18 protein-coding genes and 1 pseudogene are annotated in these 18,545 nt (G+C 42.5%); 5 read left to right on the top strand and 14 right to left on the bottom strand.

Translation table 11 applies throughout. From position 1 onward, the window contains the following. Positions 1–241 precede the first annotated feature (241 nt). Positions 242–682: an Lrp/AsnC family transcriptional regulator gene (locus A5868_RS09740; protein WP_086303620.1), complete on the top strand. Its 441-nt coding sequence runs from the start codon at positions 242–244 to the stop codon at positions 680–682. A 229-nt stretch (positions 683–911) separates the two neighbouring features. Here the strand turns inward: A5868_RS09740 and A5868_RS09745 are convergent, their stop codons facing one another. The 3 genes and pseudogenes from A5868_RS09745 to A5868_RS09755 all read right to left on the bottom strand — a co-directional run. Further along, entirely contained in the window at positions 912–1,517 is a 606-nt protein-coding gene (locus A5868_RS09745) for a PepSY domain-containing protein (RefSeq protein WP_086303619.1), read from the bottom strand. 66 nt (positions 1,518–1,583) lie between these two features. Further along, positions 1,584–2,060: a GNAT family N-acetyltransferase gene (locus A5868_RS09750; protein ID WP_086303618.1), complete on the bottom strand. Its 477-nt coding sequence runs from the start codon at positions 2,058–2,060 to the stop codon at positions 1,584–1,586. A 16-nt stretch (positions 2,061–2,076) separates the two neighbouring features. Next, positions 2,077–2,232, bottom strand: a pseudogene (locus A5868_RS09755) (TraX family protein); the annotation flags it as partial. 196 nt (positions 2,233–2,428) lie between these two features. Here A5868_RS09755 and A5868_RS09760 point away from each other — a divergent pair. Further along, complete coding sequence (locus A5868_RS09760) at positions 2,429–3,907, top strand: helix-turn-helix domain-containing protein (protein ID WP_086303617.1); 1,479 nt, start codon at positions 2,429–2,431, stop codon at positions 3,905–3,907. A gap of 95 nt (positions 3,908–4,002) precedes the next feature. Here the strand turns inward: A5868_RS09760 and A5868_RS09765 are convergent, their stop codons facing one another. The 3 genes from A5868_RS09765 to A5868_RS09775 form a co-directional block, all read right to left on the bottom strand. Beyond that, positions 4,003–4,818, bottom strand: a complete 816-nt coding sequence (locus A5868_RS09765; protein WP_086303616.1) for a MerR family transcriptional regulator — start codon at positions 4,816–4,818, stop codon at positions 4,003–4,005. A 274-nt stretch (positions 4,819–5,092) separates the two neighbouring features. After that, the gene (locus A5868_RS09770) at positions 5,093–5,473 is read right to left on the bottom strand and encodes a VOC family protein (protein ID WP_010780466.1); all 381 of its coding nucleotides are present in this window, start codon (positions 5,471–5,473) and stop codon (positions 5,093–5,095) included. A 33-nt stretch (positions 5,474–5,506) separates the two neighbouring features. Further along, a complete protein-coding gene (locus A5868_RS09775) occupies positions 5,507–6,454 on the bottom strand; it encodes a LacI family DNA-binding transcriptional regulator (protein ID WP_086303615.1) in 948 nt (315 codons plus the stop codon). A 507-nt stretch (positions 6,455–6,961) separates the two neighbouring features. On the opposite strand from A5868_RS09775, the gene A5868_RS09780 reads away from it, so the two are divergent. The 3 genes from A5868_RS09780 to A5868_RS09790 all read left to right on the top strand — a co-directional run bounded on the left by A5868_RS09780 (position 6,962) and on the right by A5868_RS09790 (position 11,203). Continuing rightward, positions 6,962–7,462 (top strand): NADH-quinone oxidoreductase subunit NuoE family protein, encoded by a 501-nt coding sequence (locus A5868_RS09780; RefSeq protein WP_086303614.1) that lies wholly within the window; start codon positions 6,962–6,964, stop codon positions 7,460–7,462. Positions 7,463–7,564: 102 nt separating this feature from the next. Further along, positions 7,565–9,442, top strand: a complete 1,878-nt coding sequence (locus tag A5868_RS09785) for an NADH-quinone oxidoreductase subunit NuoF (RefSeq protein ID WP_303393778.1) — start codon at positions 7,565–7,567, stop codon at positions 9,440–9,442. Positions 9,443–9,454: 12 nt separating this feature from the next. Then, complete coding sequence (locus A5868_RS09790; protein WP_086303613.1) at positions 9,455–11,203, top strand: NADH-dependent [FeFe] hydrogenase, group A6; 1,749 nt, start codon at positions 9,455–9,457, stop codon at positions 11,201–11,203. Between the two features lie 49 nt (positions 11,204–11,252). On the opposite strand, the gene A5868_RS09795 is transcribed toward A5868_RS09790, so the two are convergent. The 8 genes from A5868_RS09795 to dagF form a co-directional block, all read right to left on the bottom strand. Continuing rightward, the gene (locus A5868_RS09795; RefSeq protein ID WP_086303612.1) at positions 11,253–11,798 is read right to left on the bottom strand and encodes an ECF transporter S component; all 546 of its coding nucleotides are present in this window, start codon (positions 11,796–11,798) and stop codon (positions 11,253–11,255) included. A gap of 242 nt (positions 11,799–12,040) precedes the next feature. After that, complete coding sequence (gene celB, locus A5868_RS09800; RefSeq protein WP_010780460.1) at positions 12,041–13,390, bottom strand: PTS cellobiose transporter subunit IIC; 1,350 nt, start codon at positions 13,388–13,390, stop codon at positions 12,041–12,043. Between the two features lie 17 nt (positions 13,391–13,407). Continuing rightward, complete coding sequence (locus A5868_RS09805; protein WP_086303611.1) at positions 13,408–13,905, bottom strand: hypothetical protein; 498 nt, start codon at positions 13,903–13,905, stop codon at positions 13,408–13,410. Positions 13,906–13,918: 13 nt separating this feature from the next. After that, complete coding sequence (locus A5868_RS09810) at positions 13,919–14,248, bottom strand: PTS cellobiose transporter subunit IIA (RefSeq protein WP_010780458.1); 330 nt, start codon at positions 14,246–14,248, stop codon at positions 13,919–13,921. A gap of 15 nt (positions 14,249–14,263) precedes the next feature. Further along, a complete protein-coding gene (locus tag A5868_RS09815; protein WP_086303610.1) occupies positions 14,264–16,240 on the bottom strand; it encodes a BglG family transcription antiterminator in 1,977 nt (658 codons plus the stop codon). A gap of 15 nt (positions 16,241–16,255) precedes the next feature. Further along, complete coding sequence (locus A5868_RS09820) at positions 16,256–16,570, bottom strand: PTS cellobiose transporter subunit IIB (protein WP_010780456.1); 315 nt, start codon at positions 16,568–16,570, stop codon at positions 16,256–16,258. A 221-nt stretch (positions 16,571–16,791) separates the two neighbouring features. Continuing rightward, positions 16,792–17,787 (bottom strand): sugar kinase, encoded by a 996-nt coding sequence (locus A5868_RS09825; RefSeq protein WP_086303609.1) that lies wholly within the window; start codon positions 17,785–17,787, stop codon positions 16,792–16,794. Between the two features lie 16 nt (positions 17,788–17,803). Further along, positions 17,804–18,544, bottom strand: a complete 741-nt coding sequence (gene dagF, locus A5868_RS09830; protein ID WP_086303608.1) for a 2-dehydro-3-deoxy-phosphogluconate aldolase — start codon at positions 18,542–18,544, stop codon at positions 17,804–17,806. Position 18,545 lies beyond the last annotated feature (1 nt).

Genomic DNA, 18,545 nt, shown 5'->3' on the forward strand with positions numbered 1-18,545 from the left:
CTTCCATTCTTTCTATCTCAACTATAAAGAAGGAGGGTTTCCCGAATGTATAAGAAACATTAACCTACTATTAAAGTTTCTGCCCATCCTATTTTTCCGCAGCGAAGACGACTGTCCATTTGTATTTTTTCTAAAAAAGGTTCGCTTATTTTTTAAATATCTCTATTAAATTGAATTCGTACTTTGCCCCTTTGTTTGATAGCATAGTAAGTGAACAAAACGAACAAAAAGGAGCAATCAGATGGATAAGCATGATTTGGAAATACTTGATATTTTAAAAAAAGATAGTCGGATGTCTGCCCGACAGATCAGTGAATTGGCGGGCTTGACCGCACCCGCCGTAACGGAGCGAATACGGAAATTGGAAAGCAACGGGACGATCCAGCAATACACGATCAAAAAGGACCGAAGAAGCTGCGGACGCTCGATCCTTGCTTTTACCTTAGTGAAAATAGACCGTACAGGAAACACCAGTAATTTCAAGAATGCCCTCACTAAATATCCTTCTGTTTTGGAATGCCATAAAGTAACAGGTGCCTATGATTATTTACTGAAGATCGAGGCGGCGGATATTCCTGGATTGGAAACTTTTTTATCGACGAAAGTAAAGCAGGTTCGAGGTGTTGGTGAAACACACACCTTAATCACCCTAGATAGCCTGAAGGAAGAAGCCAACGGATAACTTCAAAGTTCTCCTGTGAATGGAAAGTAAATGAGCAAAAAACTTTTCATATAGAAAGTAAATGCGAAAAATACTTTACATTTGAAATGTATTTTTACTATTTGCTTTCTATTTGCTTTACTATTGCTTTTTAAGAGAGCGTATTCCTTAGCAGGTGTCCTCCAAACCAAAAAAGATCCGAAGAACGATACTGCCGTTCTTCGGATCTTTTAAAGTGCCCTTCTTCTACTTAATCGCCTGATTCTGTCTCTAAAATTTTGCCAGAGTGCGCATCTACCTTGACCTCTGTCTCAGCCTGTCCATCCACTATCTTGACTTCCCAATACGTCGTGCCAAGTTCCTGCTCTAACGTCCACTCAGCCGCCTTCCCTTTTCCCACATGATCAGCGGCAATTTCAGAAACTTTTTTAATGCTCAAGAGATTCGTTACATCTACTTTGTCTTCGTTTCTTTTTACGCCCTCTTGCTCGTCTCTATCCAGCGTTTCTTCGTGTTCCTTGGAAACTTTTTTGGTCTCCGCGTCTACGTGCAGCTCATACTCTTTTTTATCGCCGACGCCTTCGATCTTATAGAGATACGTTCCAAAAGACGTGTCCAATTCGATCGATGTGATGTCACTGTCTGGATACGTCTCCTGATAAGCACCGATCGCCTCCTCGACGCTCACCTTTACATTGGGATCGCCACTCGCTTCACTATTTGATTGGTGATCTTTCGTTTGCTTCGTTTCCTGTGAGGTTGTGGTCGACTCACTAGTCTCATTTGGCTGGGCAGAACACCCTGCTAACCCGACGACCATCGTTAAAAACACACTTAACATAAGCTTTTTTGTCATTGTTATTCTCTCCCTTTTTGACTGGCATCCTCTTTTTACACGTTCTGAATCGCTTCAGAAAGTCAATCACCCAAACCTATAGACCATAATGAATTCTTCTTCATTCTCATCACAAATTTCAAACCCGAGACGCAAATACATATTCTTCGCGGCGTTCTCTTTTTGAACAGCCAATGATGCTTGTTTATATCCCGCTTTTTCTAATTTTTCCAGCATTCTCCGCATCAATTCTGTTCCGATACCATATCCTCGATATGTCGGATAAAGAGAAATCGCAAATTCAGGCGTACCGGCATCGATCGAACCAAAGCCTTCGATGTTTCTTACCCAAACAGCACCGATAACATTCATCTCAACCTCCGCACATAAGCACAGGTCGTCCTCTTCCTTACCAAAATCGCGGATATAAACAGCAATCGAAGGGTCATTGAGTACGGATCTGGGAATCAACGCATTCTCATCCCGTTGGAAAATTGCTTGATACAAGAATTCCTTCAATAGAGGATATTCCTCTGCGCGCATTTCACGAATCGAAAAATCCATTTTTCCCTCCTACTTTCTAGCTCCAAATTTTGATCAAGGAAAAAATCAGTAAATGGCTGGGATAAAACAAATAGAATCCCCACTTGACCCAATTGGGGGAGTAGCCTCTTTTTCCATTATAACCGACAAGCAGAGGGATCACCAAAAGCACTCCTAAAGCGGTAGCTAGTTGCTAAAAAGGTATCAACTGTTTTAGTCATAGCTTTCTCCTCGTTCATTCCTTGATACTACAAGCATGACACAGATGATTTCACAATACTATCTCTATTTATTAAAAAATAGTTTGCTTATAATTTTATGTTTATTATTTTCAGTGAACTTTTTTTGATTTATACTAATATTATCAATTGATTGAAAGAAGGTTTCCCATGAGACATGCATTATCTTCTACTAAAAATCGTCAAATTGAATTAATTGAACTGCTGCGAATTGCAAATAATTATGTATCCGTGAAAAAATTGGCTGCACGAGTAGACGCCGTTCCTAAAACGATCATCAATGATTGTCAAGAAATTGAAGACCAATGGAGCGACATTGTTCAAATCGAAAAAAACAGTTCTGGTGAGTTCCATCTCACCGAAAAAGACAACCACACTGTACACGAGATTTTTTCAGATATTCTAAAGGAATCCCCCTCCTTTCAACTTTTAGAAGTGCTTTTTTTTCAACCGGGGAAATTGCGTACCGATCTTGAAAAAGAATTATTTCTTAGTTCTTCAAGTTTATACAGACGGATCGTGAAATTAAATGAAGGGCTGCAAATGCGCGGATTGGAGATCGATCGAAACCACTTGGAGCTTGTTGGAGAGGATGAGGGACAAGTTCGCTTTTTCATGGCGGGTTATTTTATGGAAGTCTATGATTGCTATGAATGGCCGTTTGAAATGGATCAGCAGAGGATTCTTAAAGCCGTTGATCAACTGGACGACCAATTTGGTTTAAGTTTGAATTTTTATCAAAAGACTGAATGCGCCTTTTTATTGGCGGTTTCACTGATTCGGCAAGAACAAGGATTTTTCAATCATCTTAGACAAAACGAACTCTCGATCGCCCACTTCGAAGCGTTTGAACAACCGCTAAATGAATTAGTCGCTCAATTTCGAGAACCGTTGACAGAAAAGGAACGGGATGATCTGTGCCAAACCATTTTTTGGTATGATTTCGCTTGGGACAATGCTGAGGAGACGCTGCGCATCGAACGGCTGTGCAACCATATTCTCGATCTTATTATCGACGCGTTAAACGTAGGCATATCTGACACGAGTCGAGAGAACTGCCTGCAATTGCTAAAATCTGTCTACGCGTCTTACAAAGCTTATTCTTATGAGAAATACATTGCCTACAACCGAGACCTTTACAATAGTTTGAATGTTCAAAGAGATTTCTCTGTTTTTAGCAGAGTCCTCGAAAAAACACTGCGCGATCAAGAAGCAAAGACTCAGTTTCCTTGGTACTCTATGTTTTATCATCTGATCTTATTCAAGTTATTCATTTACTGGGAAGATTTGCCCGAACAATTAGACGCCATTAGAAAACCCGTCACGACAGAGATCTGCAGCGATTTGGGCGCAAAGCATGCCCAGCTCTTGGCCTACTATTTAAAGAAGCATTACCAAGAGAAAGTCGCTCTGGATATTCGTCCTGAAAAAATTTATTCCAATGAGTCACCGGAATCGCTACGCTCCGATCTTTACGTCACGAATTTTTCAACCCCAGCGATACCCAAGGAACGGCTATTTGTTGTGGAGGATGTTCCTTCTGTTAAAAATTTAACTGCGTTAGGCAAGAAGATCGAAGAATACCGGATGAATACCTTGATCAAGCAATTGGCTTACTTAAATGAATAAGTAAAAGGAAGAGCGGATAATGGACCATTCCGAACTTCCTTTTTTTGACTTACTTGTTCTTTTGAGCGTTGCTTAAATCCGCCATGCGCGCCTGTTTAATCCTTAGCTACGACAAAGCCAGATTCGGTGACCCAATTGTCTGGATTTGGATCTTCTGCCGGAGAGACATGGCTGATATTGATCATTGGTCCGACGATCGAATACCCATTCGCCTCTAGCCATTCCCCAATGGTTTGTGTGACCTTTGGCATTTGATCAAAGCTGCCGCTGAAAGTTACAGATGCCAGCGTAAAAGCTGGCTCCTTCCTATAGTCAACACGCCCAGCGTTTCCAGCTTCATCTACGACCGTTGTTTGAACCTCTACATCCGCATTTTTCTCAACGTATTCCACATCATGAAAGACAGTCATATTCATTGGCGGCTGCGTCATTTTTGCTTTGGCGGCTTCCATCTTGTGCTGCAGCTTTTGCCACAGGTCACCCTCCAGCGAATAATCAGCGATGACTTCCCGCACACTTAAGATCGTTCGTTCTGGGATTTCTTTTACTACGACAGGGTAGTTTAACATTTTTTTTCCTTCTTTCATTTGCTGCTGGAGAAGTGCGATCATGCGCTGTTTCTTCACAAGCTCTGATAACTCTTCCTGCACCCGCACTTCCTGTAGCTTGTAATGTTGTTCTAAAAACTCTAAATCATTCATTTCAATAATCTCTTTAATCGTTTTTAAAGGCAATCCTGTTTGCTGCAGCAGTTTGATTTGATTCAAGCGGGACAACTGACCTGCGGAATAATAGCGATAGTTGGTTTGCTCGTCAATTTTTTTCGGCGTCAGTAAGCCCAACGCGGCATAATGATCCAGTGTCCGAACGGTCGTATTTGATAGTTTTGAGAATTCTCCAATTTTAAACATCTGTCTGCTCTCCTTCTTGTTTTGCTAGCTTACCTATAGTATAGAGTCCCACGTAGCGTGTGAGTCAATCCTAAATGACTTATTTTTTAGAAAATCTACGCAAGCAAAAAAAAAGATAGCGTGCCTATTGGACGCTGCCTTCTCTGTCTAAGATCTATTCAAACGTTTCATTTGTAAAGTTTTTAAAGGATTTTCTTTTCAAATCAAAAGAAAAAACGGCATTTACTTTCCAAACAGAAAGTCTCTCGAAAAATACGAGACACTCCCCTATCCTTTAATCCGTTGTTAATTCAATCAAATTTCCTTCTGGATCTTGAATGACCGCTTCATAATACCCATCGCCTGTAGTTCTTGGGCCGTTCAATAATGGAAAGCCGTCCGCAAGAAATTGTTCAACAAACCGGTCGACATCTTCTTTTCCTCCAACAGAGATCGCCAAATGAGTATAGCCCAAGCTATCAGCCACACGATTCGATAGATGCTGCTTGGAGGTTAATTCCAACCGGCTGCCAGAATCGAAGCTGAGAAAATACGACATAAACCCGGTCTTCTTATTATGATAACGTTCTGTACTGCTGACTTGAAAATACGTTTCGTAAAATGTTTTCATTTTTTCTAAATCCTTGGTCCAAATTGCTACATGTTCAATATGCATATTTAAACAATCCTTTCTTTTTCAAACCTTCGTCTATCTTCTTATGACCCGCGGTTCCAGCGCTAGATCTATTGTTTCTTGATCCGATAAGAGGTAATCAATGACTTTCGGGCCAATCTCATCAGGTAAAAAATCAATCGTTGTGAATTCCAGAAGCTGACTATAGGGTAAATTTCCTCCCCCAATAAGCCGGAACTCCTTTTTGTGAGTGAAGCCTAACTCTTGCAGCCCATGAATGATCCCAGCCGCGGTATCATCGGCGTTCGCATAGATCACTTCAGGAAGCGGCAACTTTTTATACGTTTCTTTCGCCCAATGATACCCTTCCTCATAGCCCTCTATGCCAGTAAAAAAATTGGTTCCTTCACTGACCTCGCCAAAGTAGCGTTCATAACATTCCGCCTTGTCGCGATCACTGGTACTTTGCGATAAAGGCCGTTTATTCGTGAAGGTGACTTTAGAGACGCCTTCTTGCGAAAGTTCCTTAAACACCTGTTCATAGGCACTTTTTCGATTGGGATAGATCATCGGTATTTTTGGTTCAGCTACTTTTTCTGTAGAAATGATCCTGCCTCTAGACTTGAGCTTTTTCCAGTTTCCTAGATCTTTCGCCCGCGAAACCAAAATCAAGCCGTCGATCATTCGCTTTTCCAGTAAAGCATAGTAATCATTCTCTGTTTGCTCATCATAGTAGGTGGGCAATAGAAGCACCTGGTAGCCTTTTTCTCTAGCATGAAACAACAAGCTGTTCACGAGACAATCATAACAGGAGCTATTATAGGGCAGCGTCACACCCAAGGTATAATTTTTGCCATTGCTTAGCTTGATCGCATTGCCGTTGACCACATACCCTGTCTCTTCAATCACACGTTGGACCTTTTCCCGAATCTCTTCTGAAACATATTGATGGTTATTGATCACTCGTGAGACGGTGGTCTTCGAAACGTCTGCCATCTTAGCGATATCTCGGATAGTTACCAATGAACTCCCCTCCTTATAGATCCTGTATTCACTATAAACGATGGGACGCGTCCCATGTCAACTATTTTTTGCCGCTTTTTTACGAAGACCGACGGGCATCCTCTATTTTCTCGCCATAGCAACAGCCATTCTTATCTTAGAATGTGTGTCCTAAAGCATTCATTGCACGTTCTTTGATTAGAACCTTCTGCTCATAAAAATTAAAATAACTAACTAAACACCCATCATCTTTAACGAATAGCTTAAAATGAACGTTCTAGCATATCCTTTTCTTTTTTTATAACGTTTTGAAAATGACTATTCGACGCCAGAAATCGAATGGGACACGCTTCTCATTATTTTCCATCTAACTATTCTACTTCGAGAACAGTTCTCATTCTCATTTGTATAATTAATCACAAACTTGTACCTTTTTTTGATATACTTATTTTAAATAGAATAATTTTTTTGGAGTTACTTTGTAATTATTTAGAATAATTGAGGCAAGAAAGGAGGACATAAAAACAGATGAATACTGAAGCAGTGTTTGAATTTATTGAAACAGAAAGTCAACACCAAGAATTTCAATCCAGCATCGAGAACTTAAAAGGACAACGCGGTGCCCAGATGCCCGCCCTGCAAGAGGCACAACGAATTTATGGGTACTTGCCTATCGAAATAATGAAAAGGCTTTCTACAGAATTAGCTATTCCTATGGAAGAACTTTATAGCACAGCGACCTTCTACGCACAGTTTACCTTTGTGCCTAAAGGCGACTATACCATCAGTGTCTGTATGGGAACCGCCTGCTACGTTAAAGGTGCCGGCGACATTTTAGATTCTTATGCGACGGATCTGGCTATTGATCCCGGGGAAACAACTGCCGATCGCAAGTTTACTTTAGAATCTTGCCGGTGTATCGGCGCCTGCGGACTCGCACCTGTATTGACGGTGAATGAAGAAGTCTATGGTCGTTTGACAAAGAAAAAAGCCGATAAAGTCTTGGTTACGTATCAAAAGAAAGAATGATCATGAACTGCCTTTTCCAAAGATTCCCTTTCTATTGTTGTTAAAAAGAATTTTGGAATTTTGTTGTTGTCAGACGAAGCCTCAAGAGTCAGGAGTAAAAATATGAGAGATTGGAATGCGTTAAAAGAACTTCGAGACACGTATCGTCACGCGGTCATGATGCGGTTAGATGAAGATGCGGTCTCAGAAAATGAGTATGAGAAAGAAATCCTCGTCTGCGCGGGTACCGGCTGTATCTCCTCTAAAAGCGGCGATTTTGTCGATGCACTAAAAGAAGAATTGGCGAAAAACCAATTAACGGAGAAAGTAAATATCGTAAAAACCGGCTGCTTCGGCTTATGCGCCCAAGGACCGATCGTGATCATCTATCCAGAAGCGGTCTTCTACCATCAAGTTCAGCCAAAGCACGCGAAGAAAATCGTTTCGGAACATTTGATTAAAGGCAACTTGGTCGAGAAATTGCTTTATCATGATGCAGATACTAAGGAAATCATCAATAAACTAATGGATACGCCCTTCTACCACAAGCAAAAGCGTGTTGCTTTGAGAAATTGCGGTCGGATCGATCCAGAGAAAATTGAAGAATACATTGCATTTGACGGGTACCAAGCCTTGGCTGCCGTGGTAAATACGTATTCTCGTGACGAGGTGCTGCAAACATTGGAAACCTCTGGACTGCGGGGACGCGGCGGTGCCGGCTTCCCAACATTCATGAAATGGTCTTTTGCCAAGGCCAGTCAATCGGATCAAAAATATGTGATTTGTAATGCCGATGAAGGCGACCCGGGAGCATTCATGGACCGATCCGTCTTAGAGGGAGATCCTCATGCGGTCATTGAAGCGATGGCGATCGCAGGCTACACGATTGGCGCCAACCAAGGCTATATCTACGTGCGCGCAGAATATCCGATCGCTGTGAATCGTTTACGAATCGCGATCGATCAAGCTCGAAAGGAAGGCGTTCTAGGGCAGCACATCTTCGGCAGTGATTTTTCATTTGATTTGGATCTGCGTTTAGGTGCGGGTGCTTTCGTTTGCGGCGAAGAAACGGCCTTATTAGAAAGTATCGAAGGCCACCGTGGAGAGCCGCGTCCACGACCGCCATTTCCAGCAGTCAAAGGCTTATTCGGAAAACCAACGATCGTTAATAATGTGGAGACATTGGCGAACATTCCTCAAATCATCCTTAAAGGACCAGAATGGTTTGCCGGTTTCGGAACAGAACAATCAAGAGGAACCAAGGTCTTTGCCCTTGGCGGCAAAATCCAAAACACCGGTCTTGTTGAGATTCCGATGGGAACCACACTTAAAGAGATCGTAGAAGACATCGGCGGTGGTATTCCTAACGGGAAGAAATTCAAAGCTGCTCAGACAGGCGGCCCTTCTGGCGGCTGTATTCCACAAGAGCATTATGATGTGCCGATCGATTATGAAAATCTGAAAAAGATCGGTTCAATGATGGGTTCTGGCGGCTTGATCGTGATGGACGAAGACAACTGCATGGTGGACATCGCAAAGTTCTTCTTAGAATTTACAGTAGAAGAAAGCTGCGGAAAATGCGTGCCTTGTCGCGTCGGAACAAAACGGCTATTGGAGATCCTTGATAAAATCACGATGGGAAAAGCAACGCTGGATGATTTAGATCGAATGGAAGAGCTTTGCCACCATATTCAAGAAAACTCACTCTGCGGGCTTGGGCAAACAGCTCCGAATCCTGTACTCTCCACCTTCCGCTATTTCAAAGAGGAATACTTAGCACATGTCGAAGAACGACGCTGTCCTTCTGGTGTCTGTAAAAACTTGATTCAGTACCGGATCGTACCGGATAAATGTACCGGCTGCCGTGCCTGTGCCAAAGGATGCCCAGTCAGTGCCATCAGCGGCGAAGTGAAACAAGTGCATGAAATTGATCAGTCGATCTGTACGAAATGCGGCTTGTGTATTGATACTTGTCGCTATGATGCAATCACAGTCATATAGGAGGTGGAGCAAGTGAAAGAAGTTATGATTACTATTAACGGAAAAATCTGTACTGCTCCAGAAGGATCGACCATTCTCGAAGCAGCACGAATCAACAATATTGAGATCCCTACCCTCTGCTTTCTAAAAGAAATCAACGAAATCGGCGCCTGTCGTATGTGCGTCGTTGAAGTGAAAGGTGCCCGCAGTCTTGTAACGGCTTGTGTGTACCCAGTCACTGAAGGGATGGAAATCACGACCAATTCCAAGAAAGTCTTTGATTCTCGCAGAGTTACCTTGGAATTGATTTTATCGACCCACGAACGGAAATGCCTTTCCTGTATCCGCAGCGGCAATTGTGAGCTGCAAAAGCTATGTAAAGAATTCAACGTCGCGGATGAAGATTACTTCAACGGTGAAAACTGCGAATACGAATTTGATGACAGTGCCGTGCATATGGTCCGAAACAACAATAAATGTATTCTTTGCCGCCGCTGCGTCGCCGCATGCTCAAAATGGCAGGCTGTCGGTGTGATCGGGCCAAATGATCGCGGCTTCAGCACCCACATTGGAAGTGCCTACGAGCAAAATCTAGGGGACGTTCCTTGTATTTCCTGTGGTCAGTGCATCGTCGTTTGTCCAACAGGTGCGATCCACGAAAAAGATCAGACCCAAGAAGTTTGGGATGCGTTAGAAGATCCTACTAAACACGTGATCGTACAGACTGCTCCTTCGATTCGAGTCACATTAGGCGAAGCCTTCAACATGCCGATCGGTACGAATGTCGAAGGCAAAATGGTGGCAGCCTTGCGGCGAATCGGGTTTGATCGCGTCTTTGATACCAACGTCGCAGCGGACTTTACGATCATGGAGGAAGCCAATGAGTTCCTAGAACGTGTCGGAAACAATGGCCCCTTCCCAATGTTTACCTCTTGTTCACCAGGTTGGGTCAAATACTGTGAATCGTATCATCCAGAATTGATCCCGAACCTGTCGACCTGTAAATCGCCGCAGCAGATGTTTGGCGCGTTGGCGAAAACTTGGTACGCCGAAAAAGAAGGCATTGATCCAAAGGATATCTTTGTGGTAGGAATCATGCCTTGTACCGCGAAGAAATTTGAAGTCACACGGGAGGACGAAGATGCCGCTGGTTACTCGGATTGTGATGTCGCATTAACGACCCGTGAACTGGCACGTATGATCGATAAAGCCGGTGTCCGTTTCGTAGAATTAGAAGACGAAGCTTTTGACAATCCATTAGGTGAAGCGACCGGTGCAGGCTATATCTTCGGCGCCACAGGCGGAGTGATGGAGGCGGCATTAAGAACAGCCGCTGAAACATTGGCCGGTCATTCCTTGGAACAAGTAGAATTCACAGAAGTGCGCGGCATGAAGGGGATCAAAGAAGCGACTTATGAAATGAGCGGCGCAACCATCAATGTTGCAGTCGCCTCTGGCATTGGGAACGCGAAGAAATTGTTAGAACGAATCGAATCTGGCGAAAAATTCTATCACTTTGTCGAGATCATGGGTTGTCCTGGCGGCTGTATCAATGGCGGTGGTCAACCTGTCCAGCCAGCCTCTGTACGCAACTTTGTTGATTTAAAAACAAAACGTGCCGCTGCGTTATACTCAGAAGACAAAGACAAAGGCTTACGCAAATCAAACGAAAGCCCGATCGTCCAAAAAATCTATCAGGAGTTTTTAGAAAAGCCGGGCAGCTTAAAAGCACACCACATTCTCCACACTAGCTATCGCGACCGCATGGACGTGAATGCATAAAAAAAAAGAAGCTTTGATCGATAAGTTATCGATCAAGGCTTCTTTTCTTCTACCGAACTCTTTGACGATGCAACGCCTTCGAAAGGACTGGAACGACTAAAATGGACAACCCGCCGCCAATCAACGCTGTGATCAATTGCGGCACTGAAAATGCCCCAGATACCATTGCGGCTTTAGGAGCCGGCATTTTAAGCAAAACAGGAACGACAAATTGCACGATCGTCAGATACAATACACCAAACTTTGCGACCGCGCCGACAACCGTCGCCAGGACAAAATTCGTGATTGTCTGCTTCGTATTGAAGCCTGCGAGGACATGCCAGATCGTCACTAAGACCGCATTCCCAATAGCGATACAGAAAACGATTTGTGGAAATGCTGGACCGATGCCAAAGATAAACGCGAAGATCGGTGACAATAAAGCGATGGTCAAGCCGCTCGCCAAGCCTCCTGTTGTGACAGAAACAATCAAAATCAAATTTACGAGAGAACCTGTTACCAACGTGTTGCCTAATCCCGATGTCACCGCCTGGACAACGATCAATAATGCTAATAATACCCCCGTTTGCGAAACCCATAATGCTTTACGATTCATACTTTCGGAAATTCTATTTGTAGTTTATTTCACAAATAGTTATCCTTTCACTTCCTTCCTTTTTATAGTCAATCTCCTAATTTAACTCTCACTAAAAATAGCGCTTTCGTCTGTCTATAATTATTGTATCAGAAGTATGGGGCAGACGCGCACCAGTTTTAAAAATTCTGTACTAAAAATTGAAATAAAAAAAGACCCCTGGTTCACCAAGGATCTTTACACGCTGCTTCTGCAACAAGTGATTATGCTTGATTTGCGGCAAGTTCTGCTGCTTTTACTTTTTCTTCTTCAAGTAATTTGTTGTCATAAAACTTGATGAATGGGAACCAGATCGCAAAGGCCAATACCGCACATAGCACTGCCAATACCGCTGCTTTCCAGTCGCCCCCGCTACCAACAAAGGCACCGAGTCCTACTGGTGACGGCCATGGCATTTGAGCCAGCATTGGTCGAACGATCTCTAATTTGATTGCGAAATACGCAAGTGACGCTGAGGCCATAGGTGCTAAAAAGAATGGGATCGCGAGATAAGGATTGTAGACGATCGGCATCCCGAAAATGATTGGTTCATTGATGTTGAAAATCCCTGGAACCAACGATGCTTTTCCTAAAACTTTCAATTGGTCCGATTTAGCCATAAAGGCGATAAAGATAATCAACCCTAGTGTTGCCCCAGATCCCCCAACAGTAACATACGAATTGTTAAATTCACCAGCGAGCGGGAAGTTGGCACCGTTTGCATTTGCTGCCATATTTGCCAGCACGATCGGTGTTAAGAAAGACGTAATGATGTTTGCCCCGTGAATCCCAACGATCCAAAGTGCATGGATCAAGAAATAAATGACCATGATTCCAAGCCATGTATTTGTCAAATTGGTTACGAAGCTGAATGGGATCGCGATCATTTTGAAGATATCTGTTCCAAGAGCAACTAAACCGCCATTGATGATCATTACGACAAACGCAATGACGAATGTTGGGATCAATGCTGTAAAGGAACGTGACACACCTGGCGGCACTACGTCCGGCATTTTAATGATCCAATTTCTCTTTACACACATACAGTACAATTCAACAGCGATGATCGACATGATGATTCCCGTAAAGATACCGGAAGTCCCCAGTCTATCCACAAAGGCTCCCATACGAATCCCGCTGACGATTGTTTCTGTATCCGTCATTGAAGAAACTAAGCTAATTTTCCCGCCGTCGAGAATTAATTCTGGTATACACATAAAGAAGGCAAATACTGATAATAACGCGCCCATCAATGGATTGACATTGATGTTTTGTTCATCTCTTTCAATAGAGGTTAACTCATACGCGAAAACGATTGCAAAATAAACGGAAAGAATTCCCATAGTCATTGTGTTGGCGATCATATAGAGATCACTTATTTTAAAAAATGTCGCGTTAAAAAATCCCTCTAAAAATGGAAAAGATACGGGCAAAACATTTAAAACTAAAAACATGGACCCTACGATCGTGAAGGGAATCGATGCCATCCCAGCCGCCATAACGGCACGGACAATTTTTAACTGGGCAATTTTACCCATCGGTCCCATTAAATACTTCTGCAAGAAATTAAACATTCATTGTGCTCCTCTCTTTATTGTACTGCTTTTTCGTATTGCTGAATGCGATCATAATGCTTGTCACGATTGGTACGAATTCTTTTTAAGCGTCTCCGAACGAACACACACAGGAGTAATCCGCTAGCCATTAATACAGAAATAAACATACGTCCTTGCCCATCATCATTCATAAAAGGAAAGAATCCAGAAAACAACGGCGTTACGGTTACAAACATCAAAACGAGGTTGAGTATTCCTTGAATGAGGAAGTAGCGGTCTGTATTCGGCACATTATTTTGATGCTTGCGATACAATTGAAACTGTTCCGCAGCTACTGGGATCACTCCGACGATCAACGCTAACGGGAGCCAGAGCCAGATACTTTTTGACAATGACAGACAGATCAGCCAGTAAAGATTGATAAAAAAGAACAGTGCTGTCAAATACCGCACGATCAAATAACGGTTAAAGTACATATTTTTTAAACTAAATTGCTGCTTTTCCATGTGCAATTTTTTCTTATCCTCATTCATAGTGTCCCTCCGTTCATTCCGTGCGCTGCTGATACAAATAGCGCATCTCATTGGCGACTTCCAACAACGTCATTGTCGTCATCAGGTGATCTTGTGCATGGACCATGATTATTTCCATTTCAATTTTTTTCCCGCCGGCATACTCTTTCAGAAGCTGTGTCTGAGCTTTATGCGCCTTCAAAAGCTGCTCGTTGGCTTCCTCCAATTGTTCCTTCGCTTTCTCATCTTCTTTTTTGCGCATCGAAGCGAATGCGTCATGAATGACCGTTCGTGCATTTCCGCTGTGAAGAATAATTTCAAAAGCGGCTACCTGTAATTCTTCACTATTCATTTGTTCAGCCACATGGCTCCCTCCTTATCAAATAATCTTTATAAGTTCATTACTAAAATTTTCAAATGTTGGTTCAGCTAAAATTGCCTGCTGGATATCCAGCCGATCGACCAACTGAACAATTGCTTTTGTCACAACCGTGATCCCCTCATTTTCAATATATGAAGGCGAGATCAGAAAAACAAAATTCACCGTTTCCTTCTCATCCCACGTCATCCCGTCAGGAATCAAGGCAACAGCAATCTTCGTCGACACTCCTACTGGAATCGCTGGATGGGGAACGACCACGGTGTCACTAAACACGATCTGTCCCATCATCTCCCGTTGCGAAATCTGCTGCTTCATTTTTATTGGATAGTTTGCTTCTTCATTCACACTTAACACATTTAATAAATCATCCACGACACTTTCCTTCGTGGGTGCTGTTTCGTATCTTTTGAAAAATTGTTCTGATAATTGCGTTTCAAAATAGCGTTTCCGCTCATTAAGCGGCAAGCGATGGGTTTCTTCGATCCTTGTAGGGCGTGAAATCAGACGATCCAATAATTTACGTATTTTATGGACATCTTCATCATTTAGAAAGACACTGACATGCAACACAGGAACTTTAAAGACCATGGTTGATAGATCCACAGAAGAGATGATCAAATCAATGCCCTTCAACGTCGCTTCGTTGATTTCATAGTAGCCTTTCACATTGACGACCGTTATATGTTTGCCAAACTCGTTCGAGACTCGGTTCTTCAACAATTGTGCGCTGCCATACCCTGTTGCACAGATGATCAACGCCCGCACTTTATGTGTATCTTTGACCTTTTCTAAAGCTGCCAGCAAATGGAGCGCAAGATAGGCCCATTCGTCCTCACTAATAACAAACTTTTTCAGCATCGGCATTTCAGCAAAATAATGCTTCGTTAATTCAAATGCTTCTGGATTGCCTTCTTTGATTTCTGTCGTTAAAGGATTGTCTAAGGTGATTCCGCGATTTAATCGAATCAGCAAAGGACCTAAATGCCCCAGCAACCCGCTTTTTAACTGATAGTCTTCCATTAGCGGATAGCCGATCACTTGAGAAATGCTTTGGATGACGTTGTCTAATTCATAAGAAAGCTCTTGGTTCTCTGTTGTTGCCTCGTGGTTGGATTTCGCCATCAGATGGATCGTTAGATAAGACACCTCTTCGATCGGAAACACCACATTGGTGACCGTTTCAATTCGTTCAACGATTTTTTCCGCCACTTGGTACTCTATTCGTCCTAATAAATCTTGCTGCAGTCCTAAATCTTTGATCTCAAAGCCTTCACGCATACGTTTGATTCCTAAAGAAAGATGCAAGACCAAATTTTGGATCACCACATCAGAAACTTTTAGCTTGGCCTCTCGCGTCTCATCTAAAATAATGATCGTCAATTCTTCAAACGTGATTTCATTAAAAAAATGACTGTTTCCTAAATATTCCTTCATTGAGTTGGCATACGTTTTGCCAAAAAGTGTATCCATGATAAAGTGTCGTTTGTTTCTTTCTTCACCTTCTACCCAGAAACCTTTGCCGTGTTTTGACACGATCACGAGAGAATATTCCTGTAATTTCTCTTTTATTTCTTGGATATCTTTCGCTAAACTCGACCGACTAATAAAAAGTTCTTCCGCTAGATCATCTATAACAATTACTCGATCCTCAAGTAATAGCTTATTCAAAATATATTTTTGCCGATCCTCCACTTCGGAAAATTCACTCGCATTTCTATAAAAGGGATCTACTAAGTTCTCGTGACTCAAAAATAAATCGAAAACCATTTTATGAACAATTCTCAATTGATAGCCTTGCCCCTGCTTTGCTAGAATTTCTCCTCCATTTTTTTCCACCAGCACTTTTAAATCTTGCAAATAATTTCTAACCGTACGATCGGATAGCGACAATTCAGAAGCTAAGTCTTTGCTGGTCACAAATTCATTCTTATGATCGATCAAACGATTCAACAAAGCTTTTTCCTTCTGTTTCATCTTACTCTCTCCCAGCTAAATATTTTCCTCGATAACCTCAGCCATTTTCTGTATCCCAGTAGGAATCGGGACATACGCTTGAAATGGGATGCTTACTACAGGCTTACCGACGGTATCTCCTAGCTTAACAAATTTATCCAAAAACATGGTTGTTTGAGGACTGATCAGGAATAAATCAAAATCACTCGTTTTTATCATATTGTCGCCTTCTGTTGCTGAAACGGCATCCACAAAAATGTCCTTTCCATTCTGTTTAAAGTAATCCGTTGTTTTGGTTGCCATCATTGAAGAAGACATTCCTGCTGCACAAATAATCAATGCTTTTTTCATCTTACACACGCTCCTATTTTTGTTATCTCTCGTTCTTAGTACACTCCAAGAATAGAATGTAAACGGTTACGGTTCAACATTAAAACTTCCGCATCATTACGGAAAAAAACTGTAATATCCTTAGAAAAGCCTAAAATTTCTTCTTTATCCTTCTAATAGGAAAAAAAAAGAATGACTGGCAAAAATGCCACTCATTCTTTTCCCGACGATTCACTTCGTGTTTATCGGATCAAATCGATTTCAGGATTTTTTAATACTGTGAAAACCTGTTCTTTTGTTGTCAACGGCACATCACCATGGATCGTATGCGCCAACACCGCATTCATTGTTGCAAACTCAACTGTCTCGACTAAGGACCAGTTTTCAGCATATCCCGTTAAGATTCCTGCTGCATAAGCATCGCCAGCGCCAATCCGATCCAAAGCAACCAGGTCTCTCACAGCACTGACTGCACGCTCTTTACGAGTATATAAAAATCCTTGCATTTGTTTGCGACTGTCCGCAGTCGTTCTTCGTGTCCCGGCAAACCAGTCAATCGCGTATTTTTCCATAAATTGCCAAATCATCTCATCCTCTGATCCCGTTTTTGGGACTTGTAACAGGTCCAGCAAATCTCTCGTACTGCCAAAAACAATAGCGCAATAAGGCAAGATTTTCTCGTACTGTTCTTTCATAAAAGCCAATTTATTCGGTTCTGTGTTCAGACTGGGACGGAAATTAAAGTCAAAGCAGACTTTTTTTCCTGCCTTAGCAGCCTCTTGTGCTAATGTATGTGCGGCATCCCGAGTAGCATCGGTCAAGCTCAAAGAAATTCCACAAATATGGATCAGATCATTTTCAGCCGCCACCTTCTCAAAGTTATAGGCTGTGTGATCACTGACACCAAAGGAACTATGGTGACGATTTTGATACGTAACGTGTGTGGGCCGCTGTCCATACCCATTTTCAGCAAAGTAGCTGCCGATATGATGATGGGCGAATGACAACAGCTCTGTTTTGATTCCATACTTTGCCAACGCTGATTTAGCGACCTGTCCCAGACGGTTCTCAGGAAGCACGGTCACTAACGAAGAATCGTAGCCAAATTGCGCCAAATTAGCCATAATATTGACACCCGTCCCAGTATAATCCATCCGCAATTCATTCGTCTGATCTAACAATAAATACTCCGGTGGTGACAATCGCAGCATCACTTCACCAAAAGCCGCAAATTTCATCGTTTCTGCTCCTTCTTTAAGCCAATGTTTTTTTACACATTTCAAGCAATCGTTTTACGTCTTCAGGACGTGTGTCTCCTGTTTCAGAATCAATGATCGAACTGTAGACATGCGGAATAATTTTCTTAACACCTGCATCAACAGCGATTTGAAGGATTTCTTCAAAATTTTCTAAGTCTATACCGCCAGTAGGCTCCAAATAGAAATCATGTTTGGCGCACGCCTCCGCAACTGCTTTAAATTCTTCTTTATGGGCCAATCCTTTCATTGGGAAGTATTTGATTGAACTACCACCCATATCTTGAAGCAACGTGATCGCTGTTTCGATCGGCACGACGCCTTCTGGCCCTTTTGAACTTAGAGGTCCTGTCGCGATATTGACATAGCCGACTTTTCCTGTTGGCGAAACCAATCCATTGATGATCGTTTCTTCTTGACCCAACAGCGCTCTTGAGGTCCCCACGCCAGTAAATACCTGATTCACGTGTTGCGGCTGAAGCTCTCCAGAAATACGCGAGACCATTTGACTCTGATTCGGGTCCCCAGCACCTAGACCAACAGACAGGGCATTGTTCGTTGCCTCCTGATATTTTTTCATATCTTTGATGGCTGCTTCATCACTCTCGTAATTTTTCGACAGTACGCCTAAAACCACGTGTCCTTCCGCCGCTTCATAGCAAGCTTTGGCATTCTCAACAGAATTCGCCAAAACATTTAAACAAATTCGATCCTCTAAATAATTTGGTTCTACTGACATT

It is taken from the genome of Enterococcus sp. 12F9_DIV0723, from assembly GCF_002174375.1.
Classification (GTDB): domain Bacteria; phylum Bacillota; class Bacilli; order Lactobacillales; family Enterococcaceae; genus Enterococcus_A; species Enterococcus_A gilvus.